Source organism: Peribacillus sp. GL_122 (assembly GCF_057835005.1).
In genome coordinates this window covers 4,138,591-4,164,841 of the sequence record NZ_CM174415.1, presented here as the reverse complement: position 1 = coordinate 4,164,841, position 26,251 = coordinate 4,138,591, and the positions used below count along the sequence as shown (strand labels likewise).

The window sequence follows — 26,251 nt, the reverse complement described above, 5'->3', positions numbered from 1 at the left end:
ACAATGGACACCCTACTAATTTTTTCGGCGGTGAATTAAATGACAATTAATAAAAAAGATATCATTAAACTATTAGAAAAAATTGCAATATATATGGAACTAAAAGGAGAGAACCCGTTCAAGGTTTCAGCTTTCCGAAAGGCAGCTGGCGCCTTGGAAACGGATGAACGGAGCCTTTCGGCCATCGCTGACTTTACCGCTTTAAATGGAATCGGGAAAGGAACGGCCTCCGTCATCGAAGAGTATATAAATGAGGGGAAATCGACCGTACTTGAAGAGCTGCAGGAGCAGGTGCCAAAAGGATTGATTCCGCTTCTGCAGCTTCAAGGTCTGGGCGGGAAGAAAATTGCCAAGCTTCATAAAGAGCTGCATGTCAATGATGTGAATGATCTTAAAATCGCCTGTGAAGAAGGCAGGGTCGCGGCGCTTGCCGGTTTCGGCAAAAAAACGGAAGAGAAGATCCTGTCTGCAATTGCCGAGGCGGGTTCAAGGCCCGATCGGCTGCCCCTTGCCTTCATGAGGCCGATTGCGGATGATATTGAAACGGCCCTTGCTAACATGGAATACATCATCCGTTCTTCCAGGGCCGGCAGCATCCGGCGTATGAGGGAAACCATCAAGGACCTCGATTTCATCATCTCGACAGATCATCCCGAAGAAGTTAAGGATCAACTGCTTGCATTAACGGGGATAAAGCAGGTGATTGCGGCCGGTGATACAAAAGTATCGGTCGTGCTTGATTATGAATATGATATTTCTGTCGATTTCCGAATCGTGAAGGATCAGGAATTCATCACGACACTCCATCATTTTACAGGTTCGAAGGATCATAATGTGCGGATGCGCCAGCTTGCTAAAGATCGCGGCGAGAAAATCAGCGAATATGGGGTGGAAGTGGCTGAAACCGGTGATGTATTGACGTTTGAAACGGAAGAACAATTTTATAATCATTTTGGTCTTCCCTTCATTCCGCCAGAACTGCGTGAAGACGGAACGGAAGTGGAGCATTATGATGCTAATGAACCTCTCATATCTTTAGAGGCCATCAAAGGTGACCTGCATATGCATACCACATGGAGTGATGGGGCCCATACGATTGAAGAAATGATTGAAGCATGCCGTGCAAAAGGGTATCGGTATATGGCCATCACCGATCATTCGCAATATCTGAAAGTGGCGAACGGCTTGACCGCGGAACGTTTACGTGAACAAAAACGTATCATCCATGAACTAAATGAAAAATACGCTGACTTTACCGTTCTTTCAGGGATTGAGATGGATATACTTCCTGATGGGACCCTTGATTATGACGATGAGCTGCTTGCAGAGATGGATTTGGTGATCGCATCGATTCACTCAAGCTTTTCACAGCCTAGGGAAACGATCATGGAGCGCTTAAAAACGGCTCTGAATAATCCTCATGTAGATATCATTGCCCATCCAACGGGAAGGATCATCGGCAGACGAGCCGGATATGATGTTGATATAGAGATGCTGATCGAACTGGCCCGTGAAACGAATACTGCCTTGGAATTGAATGCGAACCCGAACCGATTGGATTTGGCACCTCCCCATCTGCGCAAGGCACAGGAAGCAGGCGTTCCGATCGTGATCAATACGGATGCCCACAGCATCGACATGCTTGAACATATGCCTGTTGGGGTCTCATCAGCTAAAAAAGGCTGGATTAAAGAATCAACGGTTCTTAATGCAAGGGATACGGATGGATTATTGGCGTTTTTAAAGAGAAATGATTAACTATTTGCCCATAAATAAGGAGGAGCTTTAACTCCATGCATAATAAAGCTTTAAAGACATTGGAATTTCATAAAATAAAAGAACAATTAATTTCACACGCATCCTCATCCATAGGAAAAGAAAAGGCAAAGCAATTGATGCCTTCAACGGATTTTGAAGAGGTGTCGAGATGGCAGGAAGAAACAGATGAGTCAGCCAAAATCGTCCGGTTGAAAGGTAACATGCCATTGGGCGGGATTTTTGATATCCGTCCGCATGCAAAAAGGGCACAGATTGGCGGAATGCTCTCACCGATGGAATTGATGGAACTTGCGAGTACGATTCGTGCCGGCAGGGTCCTCAGCCGTTTCTTTGAAGAACTTGCAGAGCAGGAAATTGATGTTCCGCTTTTGGCCGAATATATCGATTCCCTTCATCCATTGATAGATTTGCAGCAGGAAATTACGTATGCAATAAGCGAACATGGTGAAGTGATGGATTCTGCCAGCGACAAGCTTCGTACCTTAAGAAACCAAATTCGGACGAACGAAAGCCGTGTCAGGGAAAAACTAGAAAGCATGATCCGTTCTTCAAATGCATCAACAATGTTATCCGATGCCATCATCACCATCCGGAATGACCGATTCGTCATCCCGGTAAAACAGGAATACCGGAGTGTGTATGGCGGGATCATCCATGATCAATCCTCATCAGGGCAGACGCTGTTCATTGAACCGCAAGCAATCGTTCAGCTGAATAATGCCCTGCAGGAAACCCGAGTGAAGGAAACGCAGGAAATAGAACGGATATTGGTCGAACTATCGGAAAAAGTCGGTGCGTACACACCTGAATTGCTTCATAATGTCAAAGTGCTTGCACAAATCGATTTCCTTGTCGCCAAGGCAAAGTATGCAAAAGCGATAAAAGGGTCCAAGCCGATTCTGAATAATGAGGGACGCGTGAAATTATTCAAAGCGAAACACCCGCTCATTCCGAGTGATGTTGTCGTGGCCAATGATATTTTTCTTGGTGATGAATTTACGACAATCGTCATCACCGGTCCGAATACAGGTGGTAAGACGGTTACCCTGAAAACGATTGGCCTCTGTACGTTAATGGCCCAGTCCGGTCTGCAAATCCCTGCGCTGGATGGTTCCGAAACGGCTGTGTTTTCCTCTGTTTATGCCGATATTGGCGATGAACAGTCGATTGAACAAAGCTTAAGTACATTCTCTTCGCATATGGTCAATATTGTCGATATCCTTAAGCATGTCGATTATGACAGCCTTGTTTTATTCGATGAGCTTGGAGCGGGAACTGACCCACAGGAAGGTGCCGCTTTGGCCATTTCCATTTTGGATGAAGTGTATAAGCGTGGAGCACGTGTGATTGCAACGACACATTATCCGGAATTAAAGGCGTATGGATATGATCGGGAAGGCGTCATTAATGCAAGCGTCGAATTTAATGTGGAAACCTTAAGTCCCACCTATAAACTTTTGATCGGTGTACCAGGTAGGAGTAATGCGTTTGAAATTTCCAAACGTCTTGGTTTGGAAGAAAGCGTGATAAGCAGCGCCCGCAGCCATATTGGTGAGGATACGAATAAAGTTGAGAATATGATAGCGTCCCTTGAAGACAGCCGCAAAAAGGCCGAAGAAGAAGAACAGGAAGCCAAGAATCACCTGGAACAGGCGGAAATACTTCATAAAGACCTTCAAAGGCAAATTGGTGAATACCATGAAGAACGGGATGCGATGGTTGAAAAGGCAGCAAAAGAGGCAGCGGCAATCGTTGAAAATGCACAAAAGGAAGCGGAAGCGATTATTGCCGACTTACGTAAACTGCGACTTGAAAAGCATGCCGATGTTAAAGAGCATGAACTGATCGATGCCAAGAAGCGGCTTGAAGAAGCAGCGCCAAAAGTGAAAAAAACATCAAATAAAGCTGCAAGGCCGCTGGATAAAAGCTTGAAACCTGGAGATGAAGTAAAGGTCGTAAGCTTCGGTCAAAAAGGTCACTTGATCGAGAAGGTCTCAAATAATGAATGGCAGGTTCAAATCGGCATCATGAAAATGAAGGTGAAGGAGTCTGACCTGGAATTCATCAAGGCCACAAAAGTAAAAGAAACAAAGCCACTCACCACGATCAAAGGCCGCGATTATCACGTTAGCGTCGAACTTGACCTCCGTGGAGAACGCTTTGAAAATGCAATATCAAGAGTGGAAAAGTACATTGATGATGCTCTTTTGGCCGGTTATTCGAGTGTTTCCATCATTCATGGTAAAGGAACGGGTGCTCTTCGGTCCGGGGTCCAGGAATACTTGAAAAATCACCGCTCTGTCAAAAGGATTCGCTTCGGCGAAGCCGGTGAAGGCGGAACAGGTGTTACGGTGGTGGAATTTAAATAAAGGAAAGCGGTCACTCCGGCCATTCAGCCAAGCCGGGTGGCTAGTTACCATTCGGGAGTTGGACCATGGTGAACATGTGGGAAAATGAATATGTATATATAGCTGCTCGTTACAGTGTCGTTATTCTGTGCATGATTGTTTTTTTAGCCATTTTTGAACTTGTCACAAAGTACAAGAACTGGGAGGAAATCAAACAAGGAAACCTTTCTGTCGCGTTGGCAACAGGCGGTAAAATATTTGGGATCGCCTATGTATTCCAACAGTCCATTCTCCATCAGAATTCGCTTATTACCATGATTGGCTGGGGCGTATACGGATTTGTCCTGCTATTGATCGGTTATTTCATTTTTGAATTTATGACTCCTGGATTTAAAATAGATGAAGAGATACAAAAAGATAATCGGGCAGTTGGATTCCTATCGATGATCATATCAATCGCATTATCTTTTGTCATCGGCGCAGGGATTTCTTAATGCCCTTCATGAGAGGGAGTAAGCTGTGGAGAAACTTGCAAAAGTCTTAATTGTTTGTTGCGGAATCTTTTTTCTGTTTGGAATCATTTATATGACATTCTTCAACTGAAGCGGCCATTGTGCCGCTTCTTTTATTTGAGTTCCATTAAAAAGAGTGGGGGGTGGCATGTATAATAATAATGGTCAATTTCTCATCATAGGGTCTTTATACTCTGAAATTCGGCAATTGTAAGAAAATCCCGATTGTATTATAATGAAAAGAGTATTGAGAATATTCAGAAGGAGGGGGCAAATGAGCAATAAGCCATGGCAAGCTATTTATCCGGAACAGATACCCGCTGTTTTGTCTTACGAAGATAAACCTCTTTATTCTTTTTTAAAGGAATCAGCCGAAGAATTCCCCGATAAAGTATCGATTCATTTCCAGGGAAAAGAATTAACTTTCCGGGAAGTGCATGAATCTGCTTTAAAGTTTGCTGCCTATTTAAAAAGTATCGGTCTTCAAAAAGGTGAACGTGTTGCCGTCATGCTTCCTAACTGCCCACAGGGTGTCATAGGCTTTTTTGGGATATTGATGGCCGGCGGAGTCGTGGTTCAAACGAATCCAACCTATACTGAACGTGAATTAGAATATCAAATGAAAGATTCCGGAGCTAAAATAATTTTGGCGATGGATATTTTATTTCCCCGTGTTGCAGCAGTGGCATCAAGAACGGATATAGAACATATAATTGTAACCGCTATCAAGGAATATTTACCTTTTCCAAAAAATCTTATCTATCCTTTTATTCAAAAAAAGCAATACGGCATTGTCATCAATGTGGAGCATGAAGGGAATCATCATTTATTTTCCGAAATCATGAAACGAAAGATGACTGAAGAAGTCACTGTGCCGATCGATGTGGATAATGACCTTGCCCTTTTGCAATATACTGGTGGGACAACAGGCTTTCCCAAAGGGGTCATGCTTACCCATAAGAACTTGCTGGCAAATACGAAAATGTGCAATGCCTGGCTTTATAAAAATAAGCGCGGTGAGGAAAGGATCCTTGCGATTCTGCCTTTCTTCCATGTGTACGGTATGACTACAGTCTTGGTTCTTTCCGTTATGGAAGGGAACACCATGATCATCATGCCAAAGTTCGATGTCGAAGCGACGCTTAAAACCATCCAAAAACAGAAACCGACCATGTTTCCAGGAGCGCCAACGATGTATATCGGCCTCTTGAACCATCCGGATATCGCTAAATATGACCTTTCTTCCATCAATGCCTGTATAAGCGGTTCTGCATCATTGCCCATAGAGGTTCAAGAGCAGTTTGAGAAAATTACCGGCGGGAAGCTTGTAGAAGGCTATGGACTTTCTGAAACCTCACCGGTGACCCATGCTAATTTCATTTGGGATCAGCCGCGTGTAAAAGGAAGCATTGGGCTGCCGTGGCCAGATACTGACTCAGCGATTCTGTCCCTGGAAACCTTTGAAGAGCTTCCTCCGAATGAAATAGGCGAAATTGCCATTAAAGGACCACAGGTAATGCAAGGATATTGGAACCGTCCGGATGAAACGGAAAACACCTTTAAAAATGGCTGGCTGCTTACAGGAGATCTGGGTTATATGGATGAGCAGGGGTTCTTTTTTGTGGTCGAGAGGAAAAAGGATACAATCATTGCGGGCGGTTTCAATATATATCCACGAGAGGTGGAGGAAGTGCTATACGAGCATGAGGCCATACAGGAAGTGGTTGTGGCAGGTATCCCTGACCCCTATCGCGGTGAGACCGTTAAGGCCTATGTCGTACTGAAAAAAAATGCCAGGGCCACTGAAGAGGAATTGAATGAATTTGCCAGAAAGAACCTGGCTTCCTATAAGGTGCCGCGCAGCTATGAATTCAGGGATGAACTTCCTAAAACGACGATAGGAAAGATCCTGAGAAGAGTCCTTATCGAGGAAGAAAAGAAAAAAATATCCGAGGAAAGAAAAGAAGCTTAAACAAGCACCCCTTTTAACGGAGCAGCGGAAGAAAGCTCCGTGTTTTACAGAACGGCTGGACAACCTATGGATGGGGGCTGTACAATGAACTGAAGTGAATGTCAGGACCCCTAGAAGTTTTTGCTTGACAGTAAAGGGTCGTCATTTTATGATAGAAATATGAATGATGATTCATTCATTTTCTGAAAGGGGACATCCAGTGAAAAGCAACAGACCAAAGTATAATCAAATTATTGAAGCGGCCGTTATCGTCATTGCCCAAAACGGTTACTATCAAGCCCAAGTATCCAAAATCGCCAAGCAGGCAGGCGTAGCGGATGGCACCATATATCTATATTTTAAAAATAAAGAAGATATCTTAATATCATTATTCCATGAAAAGATGGGCTCTTTTGTGGAACAGATCGAAGAAGAAATAAAAGGAAAGACCACTGCTTCGGATAAACTGCATGTGCTCATCCAAAAACATTTTAAAAACCTTTCAGAAGACGTGAATTTAGCAATTGTCACTCAGTTGGAATTAAGACAGTCGAATAAAGAATTGCGCCTTAGAATTAATGATGTGTTAAGAGGCTATTTAAATTTAATCGATCAGATCATTATTGAAGGAAAAGAGAACGGCGAATTCCTGCCTGATTTAAATAATTTACTTGCCAGGCAGATGATCTTTGGAACGATTGACGAAACAGTGACGACTTGGGTCATGAATGAGCAAAAGTACTCTCTTCCTGACCTTGCACCAGACGTTCACCGCCTCCTAATTGGCGGCTGTGGCCTGAAAAGTTAACGATTTAAATAGAGGATGGCTAGCCATCCTCGAAAGAATCGATTAATCCTGCTTCCCCTTTATCGGGAAGTGATACATATTGAATTTCAAAAAAGTTCGACTAGCATGCCTGGAGGGATTGATATGGAATATCTTAAGCTTTCTGTCGAAAATCATGTGGCTTTTATAACGATTGATCATGCACCTGCAAATGCGCTTTCTTCGGCTATCATCGGGGAGCTTTCACAGGCCTTCGATCAAATTGGGAAAGACGAAGCCGTACGGGTTGTCCTTATTCATGGTGAAGGAAGATTCTTCTCTGCAGGAGCAGACATTAAAGAGTTTACGGAAGTGGAGAACGGGAAAGCTTTCGAGAAGCTGACCAAGAATGGTCAATCTGCATTTGAGAAAATCGAATCTTTTCCAAAACCGGTCATTGCAGCCATCCATGGAGCAGCGCTTGGCGGAGGATTGGAGCTGGCCATGGCCTGTCACATCCGATTGGTTACCGAAAGGGCTAAACTTGGTTTGCCTGAGCTGCAGTTGGGCTTAATCCCTGGATTTGCCGGGACCCAACGTCTTCCTCGTTATGTAGGCATGGCAAAGGCAGCTGAAATGCTGTTTACAAGTGAACCGATTTCAGGTACCCAAGCTGTACAATGCGGATTGGCGAATCATGCCTTCACGGATGAAGAACTGATTCCAAAAGCTAAGGAACTAGCCAATAAAATTGCCAAGAAAAGCCCAATGGCTTTAAAGTCGGCCATTGAGCTATTAAATTATTCTAAGCATGATTCCTATCATAAAGGTGTGGAAAGGGAAGCCGCCCTCTTTAGCCAAGCTTTTGATACCGCTGATGCACAAGAAGGAATCAGCGCTTTCATTGAAAAAAGGGAAGCTGTATTCAAAGGGAAATGATGATTTGGTATAAATAACTATTTTTATATATCATGCAGGATTTTGATGAAATCTGTAGAACAATACTATATATCAATAAAATTCATAATCTTCAAAACTCAAATTATTCGGGAGGTATTATCGTGAACATTTATGTACTGCTGAAAAGAACATTTGATACAGAAGAAAAAATTACACTATCCAACGGGAAAATTAATGAGGATGGAGCAGAATTCATCATTAATCCTTACGATGAGTATGCTGTTGAAGAAGCAATCCAGGTACGTGATGCACAAGGCGGCGAAGTAACGGTTATTTCTGTCGGAACAGAAGAGTCTGAAAAGCAATTACGTACAGCGCTGGCAATGGGTGCTGACAAAGCCGTATTGATAAATATAGAAGACGACATAGAAAATGGCGACCAATTCACGACTGCCAAAATTATAGGTGAATACTTAAAAGGTAAAAATGCCGATTTAATCATTGCAGGAAACGTTGCAATCGATGGCGGTTCTGGTCAAGTGGGACCACGCGTTGCCGAAATTTTAGAAATTCCTTATATTACAACCATTACTAAACTTGACATCGCAAATGGAAATGTAAGCGTTATCCGTGATGTTGAAGGGGACTCTGAAACGATCGAAGCATCCCTTCCATTGTTGGTGACAGCTCAACAAGGGCTAAATGAGCCGCGTTATCCATCATTGCCAGGAATCATGAAAGCGAAGAAAAAACCGCTTGAACAATTGGAATTGGATGACCTGGATTTGGAAGAAGAAGATGTTGAGGCAAAAACAAAAACGATTGAAATTTACCTTCCTGCTAAAAAAGAAGCTGGAAAAGTATTGGACGGAGAAATCAGTGATCAAGTTAGTGAACTTGTTCAATTATTACGAAGTGAAGCAAAAGTGATTTAATCTTAAACGCTACTTTTCTAAACAACACACCCGACAAAAATGAAAAATAGAGCACAGGAGGTTTTTATAAATGGCTAGAAAGTTTCTTGTATTGGGCGAAGTTCGTGACGGTTCACTAAGAAATGTATCATTTGAAGCTATCGGTGCGGCTAAACTTGCTGCAGATGGCGGGGAAATCGTAGGTGTTTTAGTTGGTGACAGTGTTCAAAATTTCGGAAATGAATTGATCCAGTATGGTGCAGACCGGGTTGTGGCAGTAGAGAATGATCAATTGAAACAATATACTTCAGATGGATATGCGCAAAGCTTGCTTGCCGTCATCGAGCAGGAAAAGCCAGAAGGGATTTTCTTTGGACATACGGCCCTAGGAAAAGACCTTGCACCTAAATTGGCTGGAAAGCTTGAATCAGGTTTGATCTCGGACGTTACATCCATTGAAGAAGAAGGTGGAAATATCGTTTTCACCCGCCCGATATATTCTGGTAAAGCATTTGAAAAGAAAATTGTTACGGATGGCGTGATATTCGCGACAATCCGTCCGAACAATATCGAACCATTAGCGAAAGATGAGTCCCGCTCTGGTGATGTTTCTACATTAAGTGTGGACATTAAGGATTTACGCACAATCATTAAAGATGTTGTTAGAAAAGCTAGCGAAGGGGTCGACCTTTCAGAAGCGAAAGTAATCATCGCAGGTGGACGGGGCGTGAAAAGTGAAGATGGTTTTGAACCATTAAAGGAACTTGCACAAGTTCTTGGCGGAGCGGTAGGAGCTTCCCGCGGAGCATGTGATGCGGACTATTGCGATTACTCTTTGCAAATCGGGCAAACGGGTAAAGTCGTAACACCTGACCTTTATATCGCCTGCGGAATTTCCGGTGCGATCCAGCATTTAGCGGGGATGTCCAACTCCAAGGTTATCGTTGCCATCAATAAAGACCCAGAAGCTAACATATTCAATGTGGCTGATTATGGAATTGTCGGAGACCTTTTCGAAGTCGTTCCATTACTTACGGAAGAATTCAAAAAACTAAAAGTTAACGCTTAATAGAGATAATACAGATAAGGGGGCAAGACATTTGGCATAAGCCGATACATGTCTTGCCCCTTTATTTGGGCTAAGAGGCAAGGACTTCGGCCTGCATATTTATTCTTATTTTGGACATCCTACCACTGAAGCAAAATATTAGCATCGATTCGAGCAACAATGGTATACTGTCTTTAGTTATTTGAGTAAATTTGAGGAGGAAATATATATGGCTATTGTAAATGCAACTGACCAAACTTTCACAACAGATACTAGCGAAGGTGTTGTTCTTGTAGATTTTTGGGCTCCGTGGTGCGGACCTTGTAAAATGATCGCTCCTGTTCTTCAAGAGCTTGATACTGAAATTGGCGATACAGCAAAAATCGTAAAAGTGGATGTAGATGAAAACCAAGAAACAGCAGGAAAATTCGGTGTGATGAGCATCCCGACATTAATCGTCCTTAAAGACGGTGAAGTGGTTGATAAGGTTGTTGGTTTCCAACCTAAAGAAGCACTTGCTGAACTTATTGCAAAACACGCGTAATAGTAAGTTAGCTAAAAAAAGCTTCAAGTCTGCGGACTTGAAGCTTTTTTCGCTATCTTGATATATAATGATTGTAAAAATGGGAGAACAGGAGGCTGAAAGCATGAATCAACAAATAAAGAATAAACTTGCCCTTCTTCCCGATCAACCTGGTTGTTATTTAATGAAAGATCGTCAGGGAACGATCATATATGTAGGCAAAGCGAAGGTGTTGAAAAATCGTGTCCGTTCTTATTTTACGGGATCTCATGATGGAAAAACATTTCGGCTCGTGAATGAGATTGAGGATTTCGAATACATCGTCACCTCTTCCAATATCGAGGCTCTAATTTTAGAGTTGAACTTAATCAAAAAACATGATCCAAAATATAATGTCATGCTAAAGGATGATAAGACGTATCCTTTCATCAAGCTGACTGCGGAACGCCACCCACGTCTAATCATTACGCGAAAAGTAAAAAAAGACAAAGGGAAATATTTCGGTCCTTATCCGAATGCATTTGCTGCTAACGAAACGAAGAAATTGCTCGACCGCATCTATCCCCTAAGAAAATGCAATACTTTACCGGATCGCGTTTGTCTCTACTATCATCTTGGCCAGTGCCTGGCCCCGTGTGTATATGAAGTAGAGGAACAGGAATATAAAAAAATGGTGGATGATATCAACCGGTTCTTGAACGGCGGGCATACTGAAATAAAAAAAGAACTGACTGAAAAAATGCTATTGGCATCAGAAGAGCTCGATTTCGAAAGGGCCAAGGAGTTCCGTGACAAGATTGCCCACATTGATATTACGATGGAGAAGCAAAAAATGATGACGACCGATTTCATCGACAGGGATGTATTTGGCTTTGCCTATGATAAAGGCTGGATGTGCGTTCAGGTATTTTTTGTCCGGCAGGGTAAATTAATAGAAAGGGATGTTTCACTTTTTCCGGTCTACGATGAACCCGAACAGGAACTTCTCACATTCCTAGGTCAGTTTTACGAGATTACGAACCATTTTAAACCAAAGGAAATCTTGCTGCCTGAATCAGTGGATGCCGAAATGGCCGAAGGGCTGCTTGGGGTCAAAACGATTCATCCCAAAAGGGGAGCGAAAAAAGACATGCTTAATTTGGCGAATAAAAATGCCTCCATCGCCCTTCAGGAAAAATTCTCTTTGATTGAGAGGGATGAAGAAAGAACGATCAATGCTGTGGAAAACCTCGGGAACCAACTGGGTATCTACACCCCACATCGAATTGAAGCTTTCGATAACTCCAATATCCAGGGAAGTGACCCTGTTTCCGCTTTAGTCGTGTTCATTGATGGGAAGCCGGAAAAAAGAGAGTACCGAAAATATAAGATCAAGACGGTCCAGGGACCTGATGATTATGAATCGATGCGTGAAGTGGTCAGAAGAAGGTATTCACGAGTATTGAAAGAAGGGCTGCCGCTTCCGGACTTGATCATCATTGATGGCGGAAAGGGACATGTTGAAGCTGTTCGGGATATTTTGGAAAATGAATTGGGCCTTGATATTCCGCTTTCAGGCCTCATTAAGGATGAAAAGCATAGGACATCGCAATTGATGATCGGAAATCCTCTTGAAATCGTACCTCTTGATTCACGGAGCCAGGAATTTTACCTATTGCAAAGAATTCAGGATGAAGTGCATCGGTTCGCGATTACTTTTCATCGCCAGCTACGCGGGAAAAATGCGGTTCACTCCCAGCTTGATGATATTCCAGGAGTCGGGGAAAAACGAAGGAAGCAATTATTAAGGCATTTTGGATCATTGAAGAAAATCAAAGAGGCAACAGTCGAGGAAATCATGGAAGCTGGTATGCCAAAAGGGGTAGCCGAGGGAATCGTTAGAAAATTACAAGAATAATCTTGCTACCGATAAATCACTGTGCTATGATTAAAAGGAATTTTTAACTAGACAACTTAAAAGTGCTGATAGAGGTGCGGAATTCAAGAGTAAAAACCTGGAGAAGTATGAGCTTCCATGAAAGGTTTTGAAAGGGGATGACGCCGAAGGAAGACAAGACTCATACCTTGTTTTCCTGGTCCGACATTTAATAAATGGCGGATTGTCAGGGTTTATACCCTGGAGAGCTATCTCACTGTGTTTACAGTATTAGATATGTGATCACAGCAATGAGATATTTCTCATTGCTTTTTTTATTGCCTAAAAAGTAGAGAGGGTGCATGAGCATGGCATTAATCGTTCAAAAATTCGGCGGAACATCCGTCGGTAGCGTAGAAAAAATCAAAAATGTTGCCAATCGGGTAATCGAGGAAGCGGAGAATGGAAATGAGGTAGTCGTCGTTGTTTCAGCAATGGGAAAAACGACGGACCAATTGGTTTCCATGGCCCGTGATATTTCCGGAACCCCGAGCAAAAGGGAAATGGATATGCTATTGACTACTGGGGAACAGGTAACGATTTCCCTGTTAACGATGGCATTGATTGAAGAAGGACATGAAGCCATTTCGTATACTGGCTGGCAGGCTGGAATGCAAACGGAATCCGTTCATGGGAATGCCCGGATTTTAAACATCGATGCTTCAAGGATTCAAGCTCAGCTTCAAGAGAAGAAAATAGTGGTCGTGGCCGGTTTCCAGGGTAACGATGTAAATGGGGAAATCACTACCTTGGGGCGAGGCGGTTCCGATACGACGGCGGTTGCCATCGCTGCAGCGCTGAATGCGGATAGATGCGATATTTATACGGATGTAACGGGTGTTTTCACAACGGATCCACGCTACATAAAAGGCGCACGAAAACTCCAATCTATTTCTTACGATGAAATGCTGGAACTTGCCACCCTGGGGGCGGGCGTCCTTCATCCAAGGGCTGTCGAATATGCAAAAAATTATCAAATTCCGCTTGAAGTCCGTTCAAGCATGGAGAGAGAATCAGGAACAATCATTGAGGAGGAAGCAACTATGGAAGAAAACTTAATTGTACGCGGCATTGCTTTTGAAGACAGTATTACGAGGGTCACAATTTATGGTTTGCCCCAATCACTTGGTGCATTATCCACAATCTTCACGACACTTGCGAAAAACCGGATTAATGTGGACATCATCATTCAAAGCATGACCGCCGAGGATACGACCAATCTATCTTTTTCCACAAAAAGTGAAGATACGGAAGCGGCCTTGATCGTGCTGGAAAATAATAAAGAACGATTGGGATTCGACCGGGTCGAAACGGAGAGCGGGTTGGCCAAAGTGTCCATCGTCGGATCTGGTATGGTATCCAATCCCGGTGTGGCTGCCGAGATGTTTGAAGTGATGGCCAATACAGGCATCCAGGTGAAAATGGTCAGCACATCGGAAATTAAAGTTTCGACTGTCGTCAATGAAAAGGAAATGGTGAAGGCGGTTGAATCTCTTCATGAAGCATTTAAACTTGGTCAGCATGCAAATGTGCTAGCTTAAGTCTCAGGAGTCCAATAAAAAACAGACTTCCGGTAAAAAGGGTAAGTCTGTTTTAAGGGCTCATTAGATTGGATCTCTGGGATCCCATTGGATGGTGAATATCACTTTTTTTGCGCGGCGTTTGATTTCTTCCGTTGATTCGCTGAGGAATTTTTTTTGCAGTGAAAACTGCTCGGCAAGGAAACCGGCTTCAAGCTGGAAGTGACAATCAGGGTGTAAATCCAGGCGGCGGCTGATTATTTCACCCGTCAGGGATAATTCCATCTCGTGTTTCGTATACTTCAAGATTTCCAGATTGCCCCATCCAGCGCTTTGGAAAAATTCAATAACTTCCTGATCGCCATTCAATGGGAATTTTCTTGCTAATTGTTTACCTGCCCAATAGAGGATTTGATTAGAGTCTTTTCCGAGAATATCGTTCAATAGAACTTCTCTGATTAATTCGTACCCGAAAGCTGGAACTTTGAATTCTTCAGTTATAATTTCTTCAGTATGAATCTCTTCTTCTATCGCAGCAGCAATATTTTTTTTCATAATTTATCGCCTCTTTCTGTAAATCTATTATAAACGTATTTCTTTTGCAAATTATACTGTTTTTTATTTATTTAAATAACAATTGGAAAAAAATGAGAAATTATTCCGAGATATTAATAGATTAATTAATAATTTCTCCAAAATATATACTTGACAGATAAAAAATAGACAATTTAATCCAATAAAATCTATTCTGAAAAAGAGATTTCTTGTATCCGTTTTCTTGACGCACATAGAAGTCAGGAGTAAAATGGACATGTCACATAATTGTAAAGGGAGTATAGAGGAGTTTTCTGACTCTATACTATATTTTCACGCGGAGATAAAAGGTAGCCACCAGATTATCTTTGCATGATTTTTCACAAATTAAGGGGGGGCACTTAGTGGCAAAAAATCGTGAGTTTGGGAATCGCAGGCTTCATTCACTACTTGGAGTTATTCCGATCGGGCTGTTCTTGTTGGAACATTTAGTTACCAACTATATGGCAACAAAGGGACCGGAATCATTTAATTCAGCAGCACATTTCTTAGAAAGCATACCGTTTCGTTATTTCTTGGAAATCTTCATCATTTTCTTACCTTTGATTTATCATGCAGTTTACGGGATTTATATCGCGTTTACGGCTAAAAATAATTTGGGTAGATTTGGATTTTTCCGGAATTGGATGTTCTTTTTACAACGTCTAAGCGGAATCATTACGTTGATTTTCCTTGTTTGGCATGTTTGGTCAACTAGAATTCAAGCAGCATTAGGTGCAGAGGTTGACTTTGACATGATGGCAGAGATTTTCTCTAATCCATTTATGATTGCATTTTATTTAGTTGGGGTCATTTCGACAATTTTCCACTTCTCTAATGGATTATGGTCATTTGCAGTGAGCTGGGGTCTGACAGTATCACCAAAATCGCAAAAAATCATGACTTACGTTACTTTGATCGTTTTCGTTCTTCTTTCTTATGTAGGGGTTAGCGCAATTTTCGCTTTCGTATAAGAAGATAGAGTTCATTTATAAGTATTAGGAAAAACATAGCTTGGCTAATGGAAATAAGGGAGTGACAGAATTGGGTAAAGGTAAAATAGTTATCGTTGGTGGAGGTCTAGCTGGATTAATGGCTACGATCAAAGCAGCAGAGCTGGGACAACAGGTTGATTTATTTTCTTTAGTGCCTGTTAAACGCTCTCACTCAGTTTGTGCCCAAGGCGGAATCAACGGGGCAGTAAATACAAAAGGTGAAGGGGATTCTCCATACATCCACTTCGACGATACAGTTTATGGCGGAGATTTCTTGGCTAACCAACCGCCGGTTAAAGCGATGTGCGAAGCAGCACCATCGATCATCCACATGTTTGACCGTATGGGTGTAATGTTCAACCGTACTCCGGAAGGTCTTCTTGATTTCCGTCGTTTCGGTGGTACTCAACATAGCCGTACAGCATTCGCTGGTGCAACAACTGGTCAGCAATTACTTTACGCATTGGACGAGCAGGTTCGCCGTTATGAAGTTGAAGGCCTTGTAACGAAATATGAAGGCTGGGAATTCCTTGGAGCTGTTATCGATGATGAGCAAACAGCACGCGGTATCGTAGCTCAAAACCTGACTTCAATGGAAATCAAATCATTCCCTGGCGACGCAGTCATCATGGCAAGCGGCGGCCCTGGAATCATTTTTGGTAAATCAACTAACTCAATGATCAATACAGGATCAGCAGCTTCCATCGTTTATCAACAAGGTGTAAATTATGCAAATGGTGAGTTCATTCAAATTCACCCGACAGCAATCCCTGGAGATGACAAACTTCGTCTGATGAGTGAATCCGCTCGTGGTGAAGGTGGACGTATCTGGACATATAAAGACGGAAAACCTTGGTATTTCCTTGAAGAAAAATACCCTGCTTATGGTAATCTTGTACCTCGTGATATCGCGACTCGTGAAATCTTCGACGTATGTATGAACATGAAGCTTGGCATAAATGGAGAAAACATGGTTTACCTGGATCTATCACATAAAGATCCTAAATTACTTGATATAAAACTTGGCGGAATCATTGAAATCTACGAGAAATTCATGGGTGAAGATCCTCGTAAAGTTCCAATGAAAATTTTCCCTGCCGTTCACTATTCTATGGGCGGACTTTGGGTGGATTATGACCAAATGACTAACATCAAAGGTTTATTCGCTGCAGGTGAGTGTGATTACTCACAACATGGCGGTAACCGTCTTGGTGCGAACTCACTTCTTTCTGCAATCTATGGTGGTTCAGTCGCTGGACCGAATGCCGTTAATTATATTGAAGGCCTTGATAAAACTTCAGAATCCATTCCTTCTTCATTGTATGAAGGGTACGAAAAACAAGAACAGGAGAAATGGAATGAAGTCATGTCTCTTGATGGTAACGAAAATGCGTACATCCTTCACAAAGAACTTGGTGAGTGGATGACACAGCATGTTACTGTAGTTCGTTACAATGACAAGCTGAAAGAAACGGATAACAAGATTCTTGAGCTGATGGAACGTTACAAGAAAATTAACATCAATGACACGGCAAAATGGAGTAACCAAGGAGCAGCATTCACTAGACAGCTGCAAAACATGATGCAATTGGCTCGTGTAATCACAATTGGTGCGTTAAACCGTGACGAAAGCCGCGGAGCGCATTACAAACCTGATTTCCCGGAACGTAATGATGAGGAATTCATGAAAACTACTATGGCAACATTCAAAGGCTTGGATCAAGCACCTGAATTCCATTATGAAGATATTGATGTATCACTGATCGCACCGCGTAAACGTGACTACACTACGAAACACTAAAGAGGGGGAGCAAAAAAATGGTTGAAACTAAATCTGAGACTAAAACAGTCCGTTTTATAATAACTCGTCAAGATACACCGGATTCAGCTCCTTATGATGAGGAATTCGAATTAGCGTACCGCCCGAATATGAACGTAATTTCCGCTCTAATGGAAATTCGTCGTAATCCAGTAACTGTACAAGGCAAGCACACTACAGCAATCGCATGGGACATGAACTGTCTTGAAGAGGTATGTGGTGCTTGTTCAATGGTTATCAATGGTAAACCAAGACAATCATGTACAGCTCTTATCGATCAATTGGAGCAGCCGGTTCGTCTAGCTCCAATGCGTACATTCCCTGTTGTTCGTGACCTGCAAGTCGATCGCAGCCGTATGTTCGACTCATTGAAAAAGGTAAAAGCATGGATTCCAATCGATGGAACGTACAATCTTGGACCAGGACCTCGTATGCCAGAAAAGAAACGCCAATGGGCTTACGAGTTATCTAAATGTATGACTTGCGGTGTTTGTTTGGAAGCTTGTCCGAACGTAAACAGCAATTCAGACTTCATTGGGCCACAACCATTATCGCAAGTTCGTTTATTCAATGCACATCCAACAGGTGCAATGAACAAAGCTGAACGTTTAAATACGATCATGGGTGATGGAGGACTTGCAAACTGCGGTAACTCGCAAAACTGTGTGCAGTCTTGCCCTAAAGGAATTCCTTTAACGACTTCGATTGCCGCGTTGAACCGTGATACTACGATCCAACAATTCCGTAACTTCTTCGGCAGCGATGAAGTTTAATAATGAACATGAAAGAACCTGTATCATATGATATGGGTTCTTTTTTTTCATTGTTTTACATACGTAGACTTGGTTGGAATCGACATTGTAATAACGATTTAGGATCGAAGTGTAAATGCGGCACCAAGCCAACGGTGAAGGATTTGATTAATGAAGTGAGCTTGATAAAATTAACCTGCTTCCGATAGAAAATCCTTTTCATTATCGCTGTTTTCTTATAAAATGAGTGAATAGTCATTCAATTCAGAAAGGGTGTGCACAAGTTGGGCAGAATATCATATATCGATAATATAACGGAGTGGATCAATGATTTTTCTTTTAAACATGAGATTAAGGTCCGCTTTTCGGAAACTGATATGTTTGGGCACTTGAATAACACGATTCCTTTTACTTATTTTGAGGAGGCTCGGATTGAGTATTTCAACAGTATGGGGTTCATGAAGGATTGGACCTCGGCTGAATGCGGTGAGATGCCGGTTGTTGCAAATTTACAGTGTGATTACCTGAAGCAGATGTTTTTCAATGATCAGTTGACAATTCATGTGAAAGCTGACCATATCGGAAATTCTTCAGTGGACATACATTATATGGGGACCAAACAAGATGGTTCAATTTGTTTAACGGGCAGGGGGACGATTGTACAAGTCTCCAAGGCCAACGGAAAGCCAGTACCTTGGACGGAAGAGATGAAGCGATCGATGTGGCATACAGAGCTGAACATTCCTAAAAATATTTCCATTTAGACAAGTAAAAGAGTCACTCCATTGCCCCAGCCGACATACTATATCTTGACTAAATAGACACCCACTCCGGGTTTTATGCTGGTGAAGGCAAGGAGGGTAACATTACTTGAAGGAGAACGAATTCACTCATAAGCCACTACTCACCAAAAGAGAAAAAGAAGTATTTGAGTTACTAGTACAAGACAAAACAACAAAAGAAATCGCAGGTGAATTGTTTATTAGCGAAAAAACAGTTCGAAACCATATTTCGAATGCGATGCAGAAGCTTGGAGTTAAAGGACGTTCGCAGGCAGTCATAGAACTCCTTCGTATGGGAGAACTTAAGCTTTAATGTGTTAACTCTTAATACGTAAGCCTTATAAATAATTTCTCTCCCGTTTATTGGCAGCATATGAGGAAGGGCAAAGCAACTTGGTTGTTTTGACTTCTTTGGATGCTGCTTATTTTTATGTATGGGGTTTCATTATGCTTCCATGCAATCAATCTTGAAAATCATTTCACTTTCATCCAAAATGGTAGTATGATAAGTTTCATGAAGTGGGGAGCTGTGTGTATGGATGAAGAGAAGCAGGCGGCATATGTAGCCGATATCGAGAGGGAATTGCGCTATGTATCGACATGGCTTAAACAAAGGGGAAGAGAAATTCTCCATGATTATAAAATTACCATTCCTCAATTCGTGGCTTTGCAATGGCTTTTTGAATCAGGCGACATGACGATTGGCGAATTGTCCACGAAGATGTTTCTCGCCTTCAGCACAACGACGGACCTGATTGACCGCATGGAGAAACATCAGCTTGTTCAGCGTGTCAGGGATGAAAAGGACCGGCGTGTGGTTCGAATTCACCTTCTTGAAGAAGGTGAACGGATTATCGAAGAAGTAATTAATAAACGGCAGCAGTACTTGAGTGGCGTGTTAGTCAATTTTAACGAATCTGACATCAGGTCCCTCAAAGGGATTCTAGCAAAACTACATCTAGAAATGAAAGAAAAATGAGGCGAGTTTTTTGAAACAACCGATAGGCATCATTGATTCAGGGGTAGGCGGCTTGACAGTAGCTAAAGAAGTCATGCGTCAGCTTCCAAATGAAAATATAATTTACTTAGGTGATACAGCAAGATGCCCTTATGGGCCGAGGACTAAAAAAGATGTCCAAACCTTCACATGGCAGATGACGAGGTTCTTGATGAAGAAGGATATAAAAATGCTGATCATCGCTTGCAATACGGCGACTGCAGCTGTACTGGATGAGATCAGGGCAATACTGCCGATTCCTGTGTTGGGTGTCATTCATCCAGGGGCAAGGGCGGCATTGAAAGTTTCTGATTCCTTGCATATTGGCGTTATTGGTACGGAAGGCACGGTAAAAAGCAAAGCTTATGACGACGCTCTTGCCTCCATCAATTCCGATGTGAAAGTAGATAGTTTAGCATGCCCGAAATTTGTCCCAATCGTGGAAAGCGGGGAGTTTCAAGGGGGTATCGTCAATAGGGTCGTGGCCCAAACCTTGAACCCGTTGAAGAAAACAAAGATCGACACATTGATCCTTGGCTGTACCCATTATCCACTGCTGGGGCCTGTGATCTCTTCCTATATGGGGGATGAAGTACAAGTCATTTCTTCTGGGGAAGAGACGGCCCGTGAGGCAAGTGTCATTTTGGATTACTATAAATTAATCAATAAAAGCAAGCTCCGTCCAGTTCATCACTTTTACACAACCGGTTCAAGAGATATGTTTGGTTCCATCGCGTCGAGCTGGCTCGGTATTCATGTCAATGACATCGAAACAATTAAAATTGATCACTTATAAGGCTTCCATTTGGAAGTCTTTTTTTTTCGGAGGGGAAAAATGAAAATATATTGTTATGTATATAGCTGCAAGCCAGGAAGGATATATCGCTAGAGAAGATGGAAGCATAGATTGGCTGTAAGGGACAGAAGGGAAAGGGATTCGATTGTTCCAATCAGGATTTCTTGAAATTCCAATGAAGCTGACAAAGATACAGCAATACGGGCAAGTTGCCCGGCTCATTATCAGAGAGAAAAATAATTGGTCTATTTTCCCCTAGGGCTCGTATAAATAGGAGTACAAACTGTCCTAGGAGTGATTTTATGTCCAATAAATCAAAAGTAACAATGGTTGTGACCATTCTGGCATCTTCTTTTTGGCTTTCGGGCTGCGGATTATTTGGCGGTGAAGAGAAAAAGGAAATTGATCCTCCAAAGGATGTTTCTTTAGTCGAGGATGAATCTTCTTTGAAAGAAACAGAAATGAATGGTGAGGAAAAGCCAGCGGCTGATGGAGAAGAAGGTGCTGTTGAATCAAAAACGGTGAAGACGGAGTTATATTTAATTGATAAAAGCGGGTATGTGGTTCCACAGACATTGGAACTTCCTAAATCGGAAGCTGTCGCTAAACAGGCCCTTGATTACCTTGTCAGTAACGGACCAGTCACGGATAAACTTCCAAATGGGTTCAGGGCCGTCATTCCTGCCGATACCCAAATAAGCGTGAACATTAAAGATGGAGTGGCTGTAGCGGACTTTTCACCGGAGTTCAAAAACTATCAGAAAGAGGATGAACTTAAAATCCTTCAAGCCATTACATGGACCCTGACACAATTCGACTCGGTCGATAAAATCCAAATGAGAATCAATGGGGAAGATATTTCCGAAATGCCGGTCAATGGCACACCGATAGATGAAAATATCTCAAGGTCGTCAGGAATCAATATCGATACGAGTGACGTAGTCGACATTTCCAATACAAAAGCATTGACCGTTTATTATGTAGGCGGTGACGAAGAGTATACTTATTATGTTCCGGTGACGCGCAGGATCAGTGAAACAGTGTCTGATAATGTAACAGCAGTCATTAAGGAATTAACGAAGAGTCCTTCGGGTTCTAGCCTGCAAACAGGGTTCATGAGTGATGTAGCTTTACTTGACGAGCCTAAAGTGGCAGAAGGTAAGGTCAGCCTCAATTTTAACGAAAATATCCTTGGAAGCTTTAAAGAGAAAAAGGTATCACAAGAAGTCCTTGATGCCTTGGTCCTTTCTTTAACGGAACAGAAAGGAATTGAAAGCGTTGAAGTACAAGTGCAGGGCAGCGCCGATGTTCTTAATGAAGAAGGAAAGAAATTATCCGAACCAGTGGTACGTCCAGAGAAAGTCAACACAGGAAGTTTTTAAGGAACGATATTATATTAGAAATAGCAGAATGAGGCAGCCTGAAGCTGTCTCTTATTTTTTTGCCTCCAGAATTGAATTACCACCCTTTTAGAGCCCCTGTCGTATAAATCTTAATTATTGCATTAGATGAAAACTAATACCCCTGCCTGGCAATTTCTTGTACCGTGAGAAAGTTTTTACATAAATAAATTTTTAAAAGGGGAAATTACTTTTAATAATGCAATCAATGGGGGGGATATTATGGATCAAAAGGTAATTCAGGCTGTACACATCTATGTTTTAATCATTATGAATACAGGATTCATGGTACATGTCCTGCTCCTTCCCAATATCTTAACCGCATCTCAACGCGATGCATGGGTAAGTGTCATAATTAGTGTTGTTCCCTGTATCGTTTGGACCCTATTTATTTTTTATATTTATAAAAAACTAGATAAAGAAGATATAATCGCTTTTCTAAAAAAATGGTCTACACCTTTTGTTACATATATTTTCACTATAGCATTTGGGTTGTACTTTATATTTAACGCCTTCATTACCGTCAAATTTACAGTGATTTGGGCAAAAGCTAATTATACTCATGACATCCCAAACATCGTAGTCGTTAGCCTATTCACTTTTATTTGTATTTTTGCAACTTATAAAGGAATACGCACCATAAGTACTTTGGCTCTCCTGTTCCTTCCGTTCGTCACTTTTTTGGGGATATTTGTGGGGCTGGGGAATACGAGTAATAAGAATTACGAATTATTGTTCCCGATATTTGAAAGCGGGTATCGCAATACTCTAAATGGTATTTTGTATACGAGTGCAGGATATTTAGAAATTATCGTTTTTTTATTTTTGACTCCTTACCTGAAAGATAAGCTAAAAGCCAAGTGGCTTTTATTAGTTGGTGTAATTTTAATCATGCTTTCGTTAGGGCCCCTCATGGGAGCGATTGCAGAATTTGGTTCTGTGGAAGCAGTGAAAATGAGGAATCCAGCTTATGAACAGTGGAAGTTGTTAAGGTTTGGCTATTATATTACTCGACTCGATTTCCTTTCCATTTTCCAATGGCTTTCAGGTGCCATGATTCGAATAAGTTTATGTTTATTTATAGGATATAAATTAATCTCAAATTCAAAACATCAGAAGTGGATACTGCTTTCCCTATATTCAATGATTGTTTTTGGGACGCTAATCCATTGGGATGCCACTTCATTTTTTTATTTTATATACAAATATTACTTTCCAATCAGTAGTCTGTTTCTCTTAAGTGCTGCAATTATACTGTTATTCCTTATTATAAAAAAGGGAAAAGGAAAAGGTGAAACATTATGAGGAAGGGAAAATTGAATGGAACTCCTTCTTGCATTGACCAAATCCAAAAATGGTTCGAACATTCCTCTGATGTTGTTTTAAGAAAAAAAACATTTGATCCTGAAGGTCGTTATTTGTTGGGGTTTTTATATGCGCCAAACTTAGTCGATATGCAATTTATCAATGAAGTGATACTGCCTACAATATCAAAAGCGGTTCAAGAAAATGGCGAATTAATAATTGATCAATTAAGCAATATTATGGAGATCAGTACGCTAAAAAAAGACTTCGATTTAAAAGAGAGAGTAGAAAGCATTCTTTTTTCAGGAGACCTAATCATTATTAATGAATCTTCTAATGAAATTTACTATACCCCATTAGCTAATTCCCCTAAGCGCAGTCCGGAAGAATCCAATATAGAATCTTCCATTCGCGGACCTAGAGATGGATTTGTTGAGAATATATCGGATAACATGTCTTTAATTCGCCAAAGGTTAAAAACGTCAACACTTAAATGCATTGAATATACAATCGGGAAAAGAAGTAAAACTAAAATATTGCTACTTTATATAGATGACATTATTAATCCCTCGATTCTTTTGGATATTAAAAAACGATTGGATTCATTAAAGGTTGATATCATAGTCAGCAGTTACCAAGTTGAAGAACTCCTATATGATACTCAACTTTCCATCTTCCCTTTAATGGATTATATCGGTCGACCGGACTTTGTTGTTGAATCCTTGAATCAAGGGCGCTTTGCCATCCTGGTGGACGGGAATCCGACATGCTTGATCGGACCGACCAGCATTAATCAGTTACTGTATTCTGCTGATGACGCACATGCAAGTTTTTTTTATATTAGTTTCATGCGCCTCATTCGTGTATTCGCCTTATTTGTAACGGTTGCGTTACCTGGTTTTTTTATAGCGTTAGTTTCCTATCAATTCGACCAAATTCCCTTTTCGCTTCTTGCGACGATTTCAATCACGAGACAGGGATTACCGATACCTGCTTCGTTGGAGGCTTTCATGATGATCATATTGTTTGAACTATTTAAAGAAGCTGGTCTTCGCCTGCCAAAAGCTGTAGGTCCGACGGTTTCTGTATTGGGTGGGTTGATCATAGGTGATGCAGCGATTCGGGCAGGGCTGACTTCACCCTCCATGCTTGTAATAATAGCTGTTACAGTTCTCGCAAGCTATACCTTAATCAATCAGAATATTGCTGGGAATATCGTTCTTATAAGGTTATTCATATTTGCCTGTTCAGCGTTTTTAGGCTTGTTTGGATTCTTCATGGGAATATTCCTTATCTTGATTGTTGTGGTTTCCTTGGAAAGTTTCGGCCAGCCTTTTGTGAATCCACTTTCCAAACCAAATAAATCGGATATGTTAAAAGTCTTATTTAGGCTACCGTATGGGATGTTAAGGCAGCGGAATCAAGCTATACAGTCCACTGATAATGAACCTCAAAAGGAGTCAAACGAATGAGAAAGTTAATTGCAGTCATGGTTATTGGCTGTCAACTTTTACTGACGACAGGATGCTGGGGAATGAAGGAAATTCAAGCGCAAACATATGGATCAGCCCTAGGGATCGATTATAAAGAGGGTGAATTCATCTTATACTTTCAAGCGTTGAATTTTGCGGATATTGCAAAACAAGAGGGGGCCGCTGTATTACAAGAAAGATCTACTGTTGTCATTGGGGAAGGTAAAGGGGAAAGTATCGAGGAAGCATTTACCGAATTAGAACAACATGCCGCATTACCGCTTTATATCGGGCATATTAACTCCTTCATTTTAAGTGAGAGTGTAATCAAGAATAAAATGAAGGATTTCATTGAATATGTAGGAAAAGAGCCCTTATTGCGATACAATTCATGGCTGTTCGTTACGAACGAGGATATTAAAAAGGTGTTTGACAGTAATAGTTTCTTTAATCTTCCTAACTTATTCACGATCATTCAAAGGCCAGAGACCGTTATTAACGAGAACTATTTCATTTCCCCGTTAAAATTCAGTGAACTGGTTTCGAAGTTTTATCAACCGGTTGGTTCCATTTTAATTCCCTCTTTGGTCATAAATGAGCATCATTACTCAGAGGGCGGGAAGGAAAAGAAGATACCAACGTTGAATGGCGGCTATGTTTTATCAAAACAACAATATAAAGGGTTCGTAAGTAAACAAGATTTGATAGGTTTAAAATGGGTTGAAAATAAGGCGACAGTGCTGCTCTTTTCGCTGAACAAACAAAAGGTAAGTGTTGAAATCATGGACCCCAATACAAACATCATGGTGTTGGAACAGCAAAAGAAACCCTTATATGATTTAAAGGTTAGAGCAAATGGAATATTGAAACAAAATATAGATGACCTTGATATGGAAAAAATCGAAAAAAAGGTAGAAATAAAAGTTAAGGAAGATATTTTGAAGACATTGGAGACAGGGGGAAAAATAAATACAGACCTTTTTAACATCAGTGAAAAGGCATACAGATACCATGTCAATAAATGGGATAATAAAATTATTAATTCCTTTGATAAGACTTCAATAAATAACATAAAAGTTAATATCCATATTGAACATAGTGAAAATTACAAACGTTAGATTACAAGTTACGGCTTATTGCAGATGAGGGAGTTGTGTTAGACTAAACTTATCTGGATAATTCAG

23 protein-coding genes and 1 riboswitch are annotated in these 26,251 nt (G+C 41.3%); of the genes, 22 read left to right on the top strand and 1 reads right to left on the bottom strand.

The window, feature by feature from the left end:
* The first annotated feature begins 39 nt into the window (after positions 1 to 39).
* The 11 genes from polX to AC3ISB_RS20065 all read left to right on the top strand — a co-directional run bounded on the left by polX (position 40) and on the right by AC3ISB_RS20065 (position 14,197).
* Positions 40 to 1,758, top strand: a complete 1,719-nt coding sequence (gene polX, locus AC3ISB_RS20115) for a DNA polymerase/3'-5' exonuclease PolX (RefSeq protein ID WP_098370022.1) — start codon at positions 40 to 42, stop codon at positions 1,756 to 1,758.
* Between the two features lie 35 nt (positions 1,759 to 1,793).
* Positions 1,794 to 4,148 (top strand): endonuclease MutS2, encoded by a 2,355-nt coding sequence (locus AC3ISB_RS20110; protein WP_144526581.1) that lies wholly within the window; start codon positions 1,794 to 1,796, stop codon positions 4,146 to 4,148.
* Between the two features lie 65 nt (positions 4,149 to 4,213).
* Positions 4,214 to 4,621 (top strand): DUF350 domain-containing protein, encoded by a 408-nt coding sequence (locus AC3ISB_RS20105; RefSeq protein ID WP_098370024.1) that lies wholly within the window; start codon positions 4,214 to 4,216, stop codon positions 4,619 to 4,621.
* 292 nt (positions 4,622 to 4,913) lie between these two features.
* Entirely contained in the window at positions 4,914 to 6,611 is a 1,698-nt protein-coding gene (locus AC3ISB_RS20100; protein WP_377407965.1) for a long-chain-fatty-acid--CoA ligase, read from the top strand.
* Between the two features lie 199 nt (positions 6,612 to 6,810).
* Positions 6,811 to 7,398 (top strand): fatty acid metabolism transcriptional regulator FadR, encoded by a 588-nt coding sequence (gene fadR / locus AC3ISB_RS20095; RefSeq protein ID WP_141994379.1) that lies wholly within the window; start codon positions 6,811 to 6,813, stop codon positions 7,396 to 7,398.
* Between the two features lie 123 nt (positions 7,399 to 7,521).
* Positions 7,522 to 8,295 carry an enoyl-CoA hydratase gene (locus AC3ISB_RS20090; protein WP_141994378.1) on the top strand — a complete coding sequence of 258 codons (774 nt, stop codon included), beginning with the start codon at positions 7,522 to 7,524 and terminating at the stop codon, positions 8,293 to 8,295.
* A 122-nt stretch (positions 8,296 to 8,417) separates the two neighbouring features.
* Positions 8,418 to 9,191 (top strand): electron transfer flavoprotein subunit beta/FixA family protein, encoded by a 774-nt coding sequence (locus AC3ISB_RS20085; protein ID WP_098370028.1) that lies wholly within the window; start codon positions 8,418 to 8,420, stop codon positions 9,189 to 9,191.
* Between the two features lie 70 nt (positions 9,192 to 9,261).
* Complete coding sequence (locus AC3ISB_RS20080; RefSeq protein WP_098370029.1) at positions 9,262 to 10,239, top strand: electron transfer flavoprotein subunit alpha/FixB family protein; 978 nt, start codon at positions 9,262 to 9,264, stop codon at positions 10,237 to 10,239.
* Positions 10,240 to 10,441: 202 nt separating this feature from the next.
* Positions 10,442 to 10,762, top strand: a complete 321-nt coding sequence (gene trxA, locus AC3ISB_RS20075; RefSeq protein ID WP_328113193.1) for a thioredoxin — start codon at positions 10,442 to 10,444, stop codon at positions 10,760 to 10,762.
* Positions 10,763 to 10,865: 103 nt separating this feature from the next.
* Positions 10,866 to 12,638: an excinuclease ABC subunit UvrC gene (gene uvrC, locus AC3ISB_RS20070; RefSeq protein WP_218925103.1), complete on the top strand. Its 1,773-nt coding sequence runs from the start codon at positions 10,866 to 10,868 to the stop codon at positions 12,636 to 12,638.
* Between the two features lie 61 nt (positions 12,639 to 12,699).
* Positions 12,700 to 12,876: riboswitch (Lysine riboswitch) on the top strand.
* An 88-nt stretch (positions 12,877 to 12,964) separates the two neighbouring features.
* Entirely contained in the window at positions 12,965 to 14,197 is a 1,233-nt protein-coding gene (locus tag AC3ISB_RS20065) for an aspartate kinase (protein ID WP_141994377.1), read from the top strand.
* 63 nt (positions 14,198 to 14,260) lie between these two features.
* Here AC3ISB_RS20065 and AC3ISB_RS20060 read toward each other — a convergent pair whose 3' ends face one another.
* Positions 14,261 to 14,731 carry a YslB family protein gene (locus tag AC3ISB_RS20060; protein ID WP_141994376.1) on the bottom strand — a complete coding sequence of 157 codons (471 nt, stop codon included), beginning with the start codon at positions 14,729 to 14,731 and terminating at the stop codon, positions 14,261 to 14,263.
* A 383-nt stretch (positions 14,732 to 15,114) separates the two neighbouring features.
* On the opposite strand from AC3ISB_RS20060, the gene AC3ISB_RS20055 reads away from it, so the two are divergent.
* The 11 genes from AC3ISB_RS20055 to AC3ISB_RS20005 all read left to right on the top strand — a co-directional run bounded on the left by AC3ISB_RS20055 (position 15,115) and on the right by AC3ISB_RS20005 (position 26,185).
* Complete coding sequence (locus tag AC3ISB_RS20055) at positions 15,115 to 15,723, top strand: succinate dehydrogenase cytochrome b558 subunit (protein WP_098370033.1); 609 nt, start codon at positions 15,115 to 15,117, stop codon at positions 15,721 to 15,723.
* 70 nt (positions 15,724 to 15,793) lie between these two features.
* On the top strand, positions 15,794 to 17,545 hold the full coding sequence (sdhA, locus tag AC3ISB_RS20050; protein WP_098370108.1) for a succinate dehydrogenase flavoprotein subunit: 1,752 nt from the start codon (positions 15,794 to 15,796) through the stop codon (positions 17,543 to 17,545).
* Positions 17,546 to 17,562: 17 nt separating this feature from the next.
* Entirely contained in the window at positions 17,563 to 18,336 is a 774-nt protein-coding gene (gene sdhB / locus AC3ISB_RS20045; protein ID WP_034308984.1) for a succinate dehydrogenase iron-sulfur subunit, read from the top strand.
* A 263-nt stretch (positions 18,337 to 18,599) separates the two neighbouring features.
* On the top strand, positions 18,600 to 19,079 hold the full coding sequence (locus AC3ISB_RS20040; protein WP_430096656.1) for an acyl-CoA thioesterase: 480 nt from the start codon (positions 18,600 to 18,602) through the stop codon (positions 19,077 to 19,079).
* A gap of 106 nt (positions 19,080 to 19,185) precedes the next feature.
* A complete protein-coding gene (locus AC3ISB_RS20035) occupies positions 19,186 to 19,410 on the top strand; it encodes a helix-turn-helix domain-containing protein (RefSeq protein WP_028392149.1) in 225 nt (74 codons plus the stop codon).
* A 222-nt stretch (positions 19,411 to 19,632) separates the two neighbouring features.
* Positions 19,633 to 20,076, top strand: coding sequence for a MarR family winged helix-turn-helix transcriptional regulator (locus AC3ISB_RS20030; protein WP_098370109.1), 444 nt, complete (start codon positions 19,633 to 19,635; stop codon positions 20,074 to 20,076).
* 10 nt (positions 20,077 to 20,086) lie between these two features.
* Complete coding sequence (gene racE / locus AC3ISB_RS20025; RefSeq protein ID WP_403055961.1) at positions 20,087 to 20,890, top strand: glutamate racemase; 804 nt, start codon at positions 20,087 to 20,089, stop codon at positions 20,888 to 20,890.
* A 302-nt stretch (positions 20,891 to 21,192) separates the two neighbouring features.
* Entirely contained in the window at positions 21,193 to 22,272 is a 1,080-nt protein-coding gene (locus AC3ISB_RS20020) for a GerMN domain-containing protein (RefSeq protein ID WP_098370036.1), read from the top strand.
* 240 nt (positions 22,273 to 22,512) lie between these two features.
* Positions 22,513 to 23,595: a GerAB/ArcD/ProY family transporter gene (locus tag AC3ISB_RS20015; RefSeq protein WP_480338543.1), complete on the top strand. Its 1,083-nt coding sequence runs from the start codon at positions 22,513 to 22,515 to the stop codon at positions 23,593 to 23,595.
* The gene (locus AC3ISB_RS20010) at positions 23,592 to 25,067 is read left to right on the top strand and encodes a spore germination protein (protein ID WP_489274002.1); all 1,476 of its coding nucleotides are present in this window, start codon (positions 23,592 to 23,594) and stop codon (positions 25,065 to 25,067) included. Before AC3ISB_RS20015 ends, AC3ISB_RS20010 begins: the two co-directional genes overlap by 4 nt.
* Positions 25,064 to 26,185, top strand: a complete 1,122-nt coding sequence (locus tag AC3ISB_RS20005; RefSeq protein ID WP_489274000.1) for a Ger(x)C family spore germination protein — start codon at positions 25,064 to 25,066, stop codon at positions 26,183 to 26,185. Before AC3ISB_RS20010 ends, AC3ISB_RS20005 begins: the two co-directional genes overlap by 4 nt.
* The last annotated feature ends 66 nt before the right edge of the window (positions 26,186 to 26,251 follow it).

Coding starts and splice junctions, on each gene's coding strand:
- AC3ISB_RS20030 (WP_098370109.1), top strand. CDS start 19,633: ATGGATGAAGAGAAGCAGGCGGCATATGTAGCCGATATCGAGAGGGAA.
- AC3ISB_RS20090 (WP_141994378.1), top strand. CDS start 7,522: ATGGAATATCTTAAGCTTTCTGTCGAAAATCATGTGGCTTTTATAACG.
- AC3ISB_RS20100 (WP_377407965.1), top strand. CDS start 4,914: ATGAGCAATAAGCCATGGCAAGCTATTTATCCGGAACAGATACCCGCT.
- polX (WP_098370022.1), top strand. CDS start 40: ATGACAATTAATAAAAAAGATATCATTAAACTATTAGAAAAAATTGCA.
- AC3ISB_RS20105 (WP_098370024.1), top strand. CDS start 4,214: ATGGTGAACATGTGGGAAAATGAATATGTATATATAGCTGCTCGTTAC.
- AC3ISB_RS20015 (WP_480338543.1), top strand. CDS start 22,513: ATGGATCAAAAGGTAATTCAGGCTGTACACATCTATGTTTTAATCATT.
- AC3ISB_RS20005 (WP_489274000.1), top strand. CDS start 25,064: ATGAGAAAGTTAATTGCAGTCATGGTTATTGGCTGTCAACTTTTACTG.
- sdhB (WP_034308984.1), top strand. CDS start 17,563: ATGGTTGAAACTAAATCTGAGACTAAAACAGTCCGTTTTATAATAACT.
- uvrC (WP_218925103.1), top strand. CDS start 10,866: ATGAATCAACAAATAAAGAATAAACTTGCCCTTCTTCCCGATCAACCT.
- AC3ISB_RS20065 (WP_141994377.1), top strand. CDS start 12,965: ATGGCATTAATCGTTCAAAAATTCGGCGGAACATCCGTCGGTAGCGTA.
- AC3ISB_RS20080 (WP_098370029.1), top strand. CDS start 9,262: ATGGCTAGAAAGTTTCTTGTATTGGGCGAAGTTCGTGACGGTTCACTA.
- AC3ISB_RS20110 (WP_144526581.1), top strand. CDS start 1,794: ATGCATAATAAAGCTTTAAAGACATTGGAATTTCATAAAATAAAAGAA.
- AC3ISB_RS20060 (WP_141994376.1), bottom strand. CDS start 14,731: ATGAAAAAAAATATTGCTGCTGCGATAGAAGAAGAGATTCATACTGAA.
- AC3ISB_RS20020 (WP_098370036.1), top strand. CDS start 21,193: ATGTCCAATAAATCAAAAGTAACAATGGTTGTGACCATTCTGGCATCT.
- AC3ISB_RS20010 (WP_489274002.1), top strand. CDS start 23,592: ATGAGGAAGGGAAAATTGAATGGAACTCCTTCTTGCATTGACCAAATC.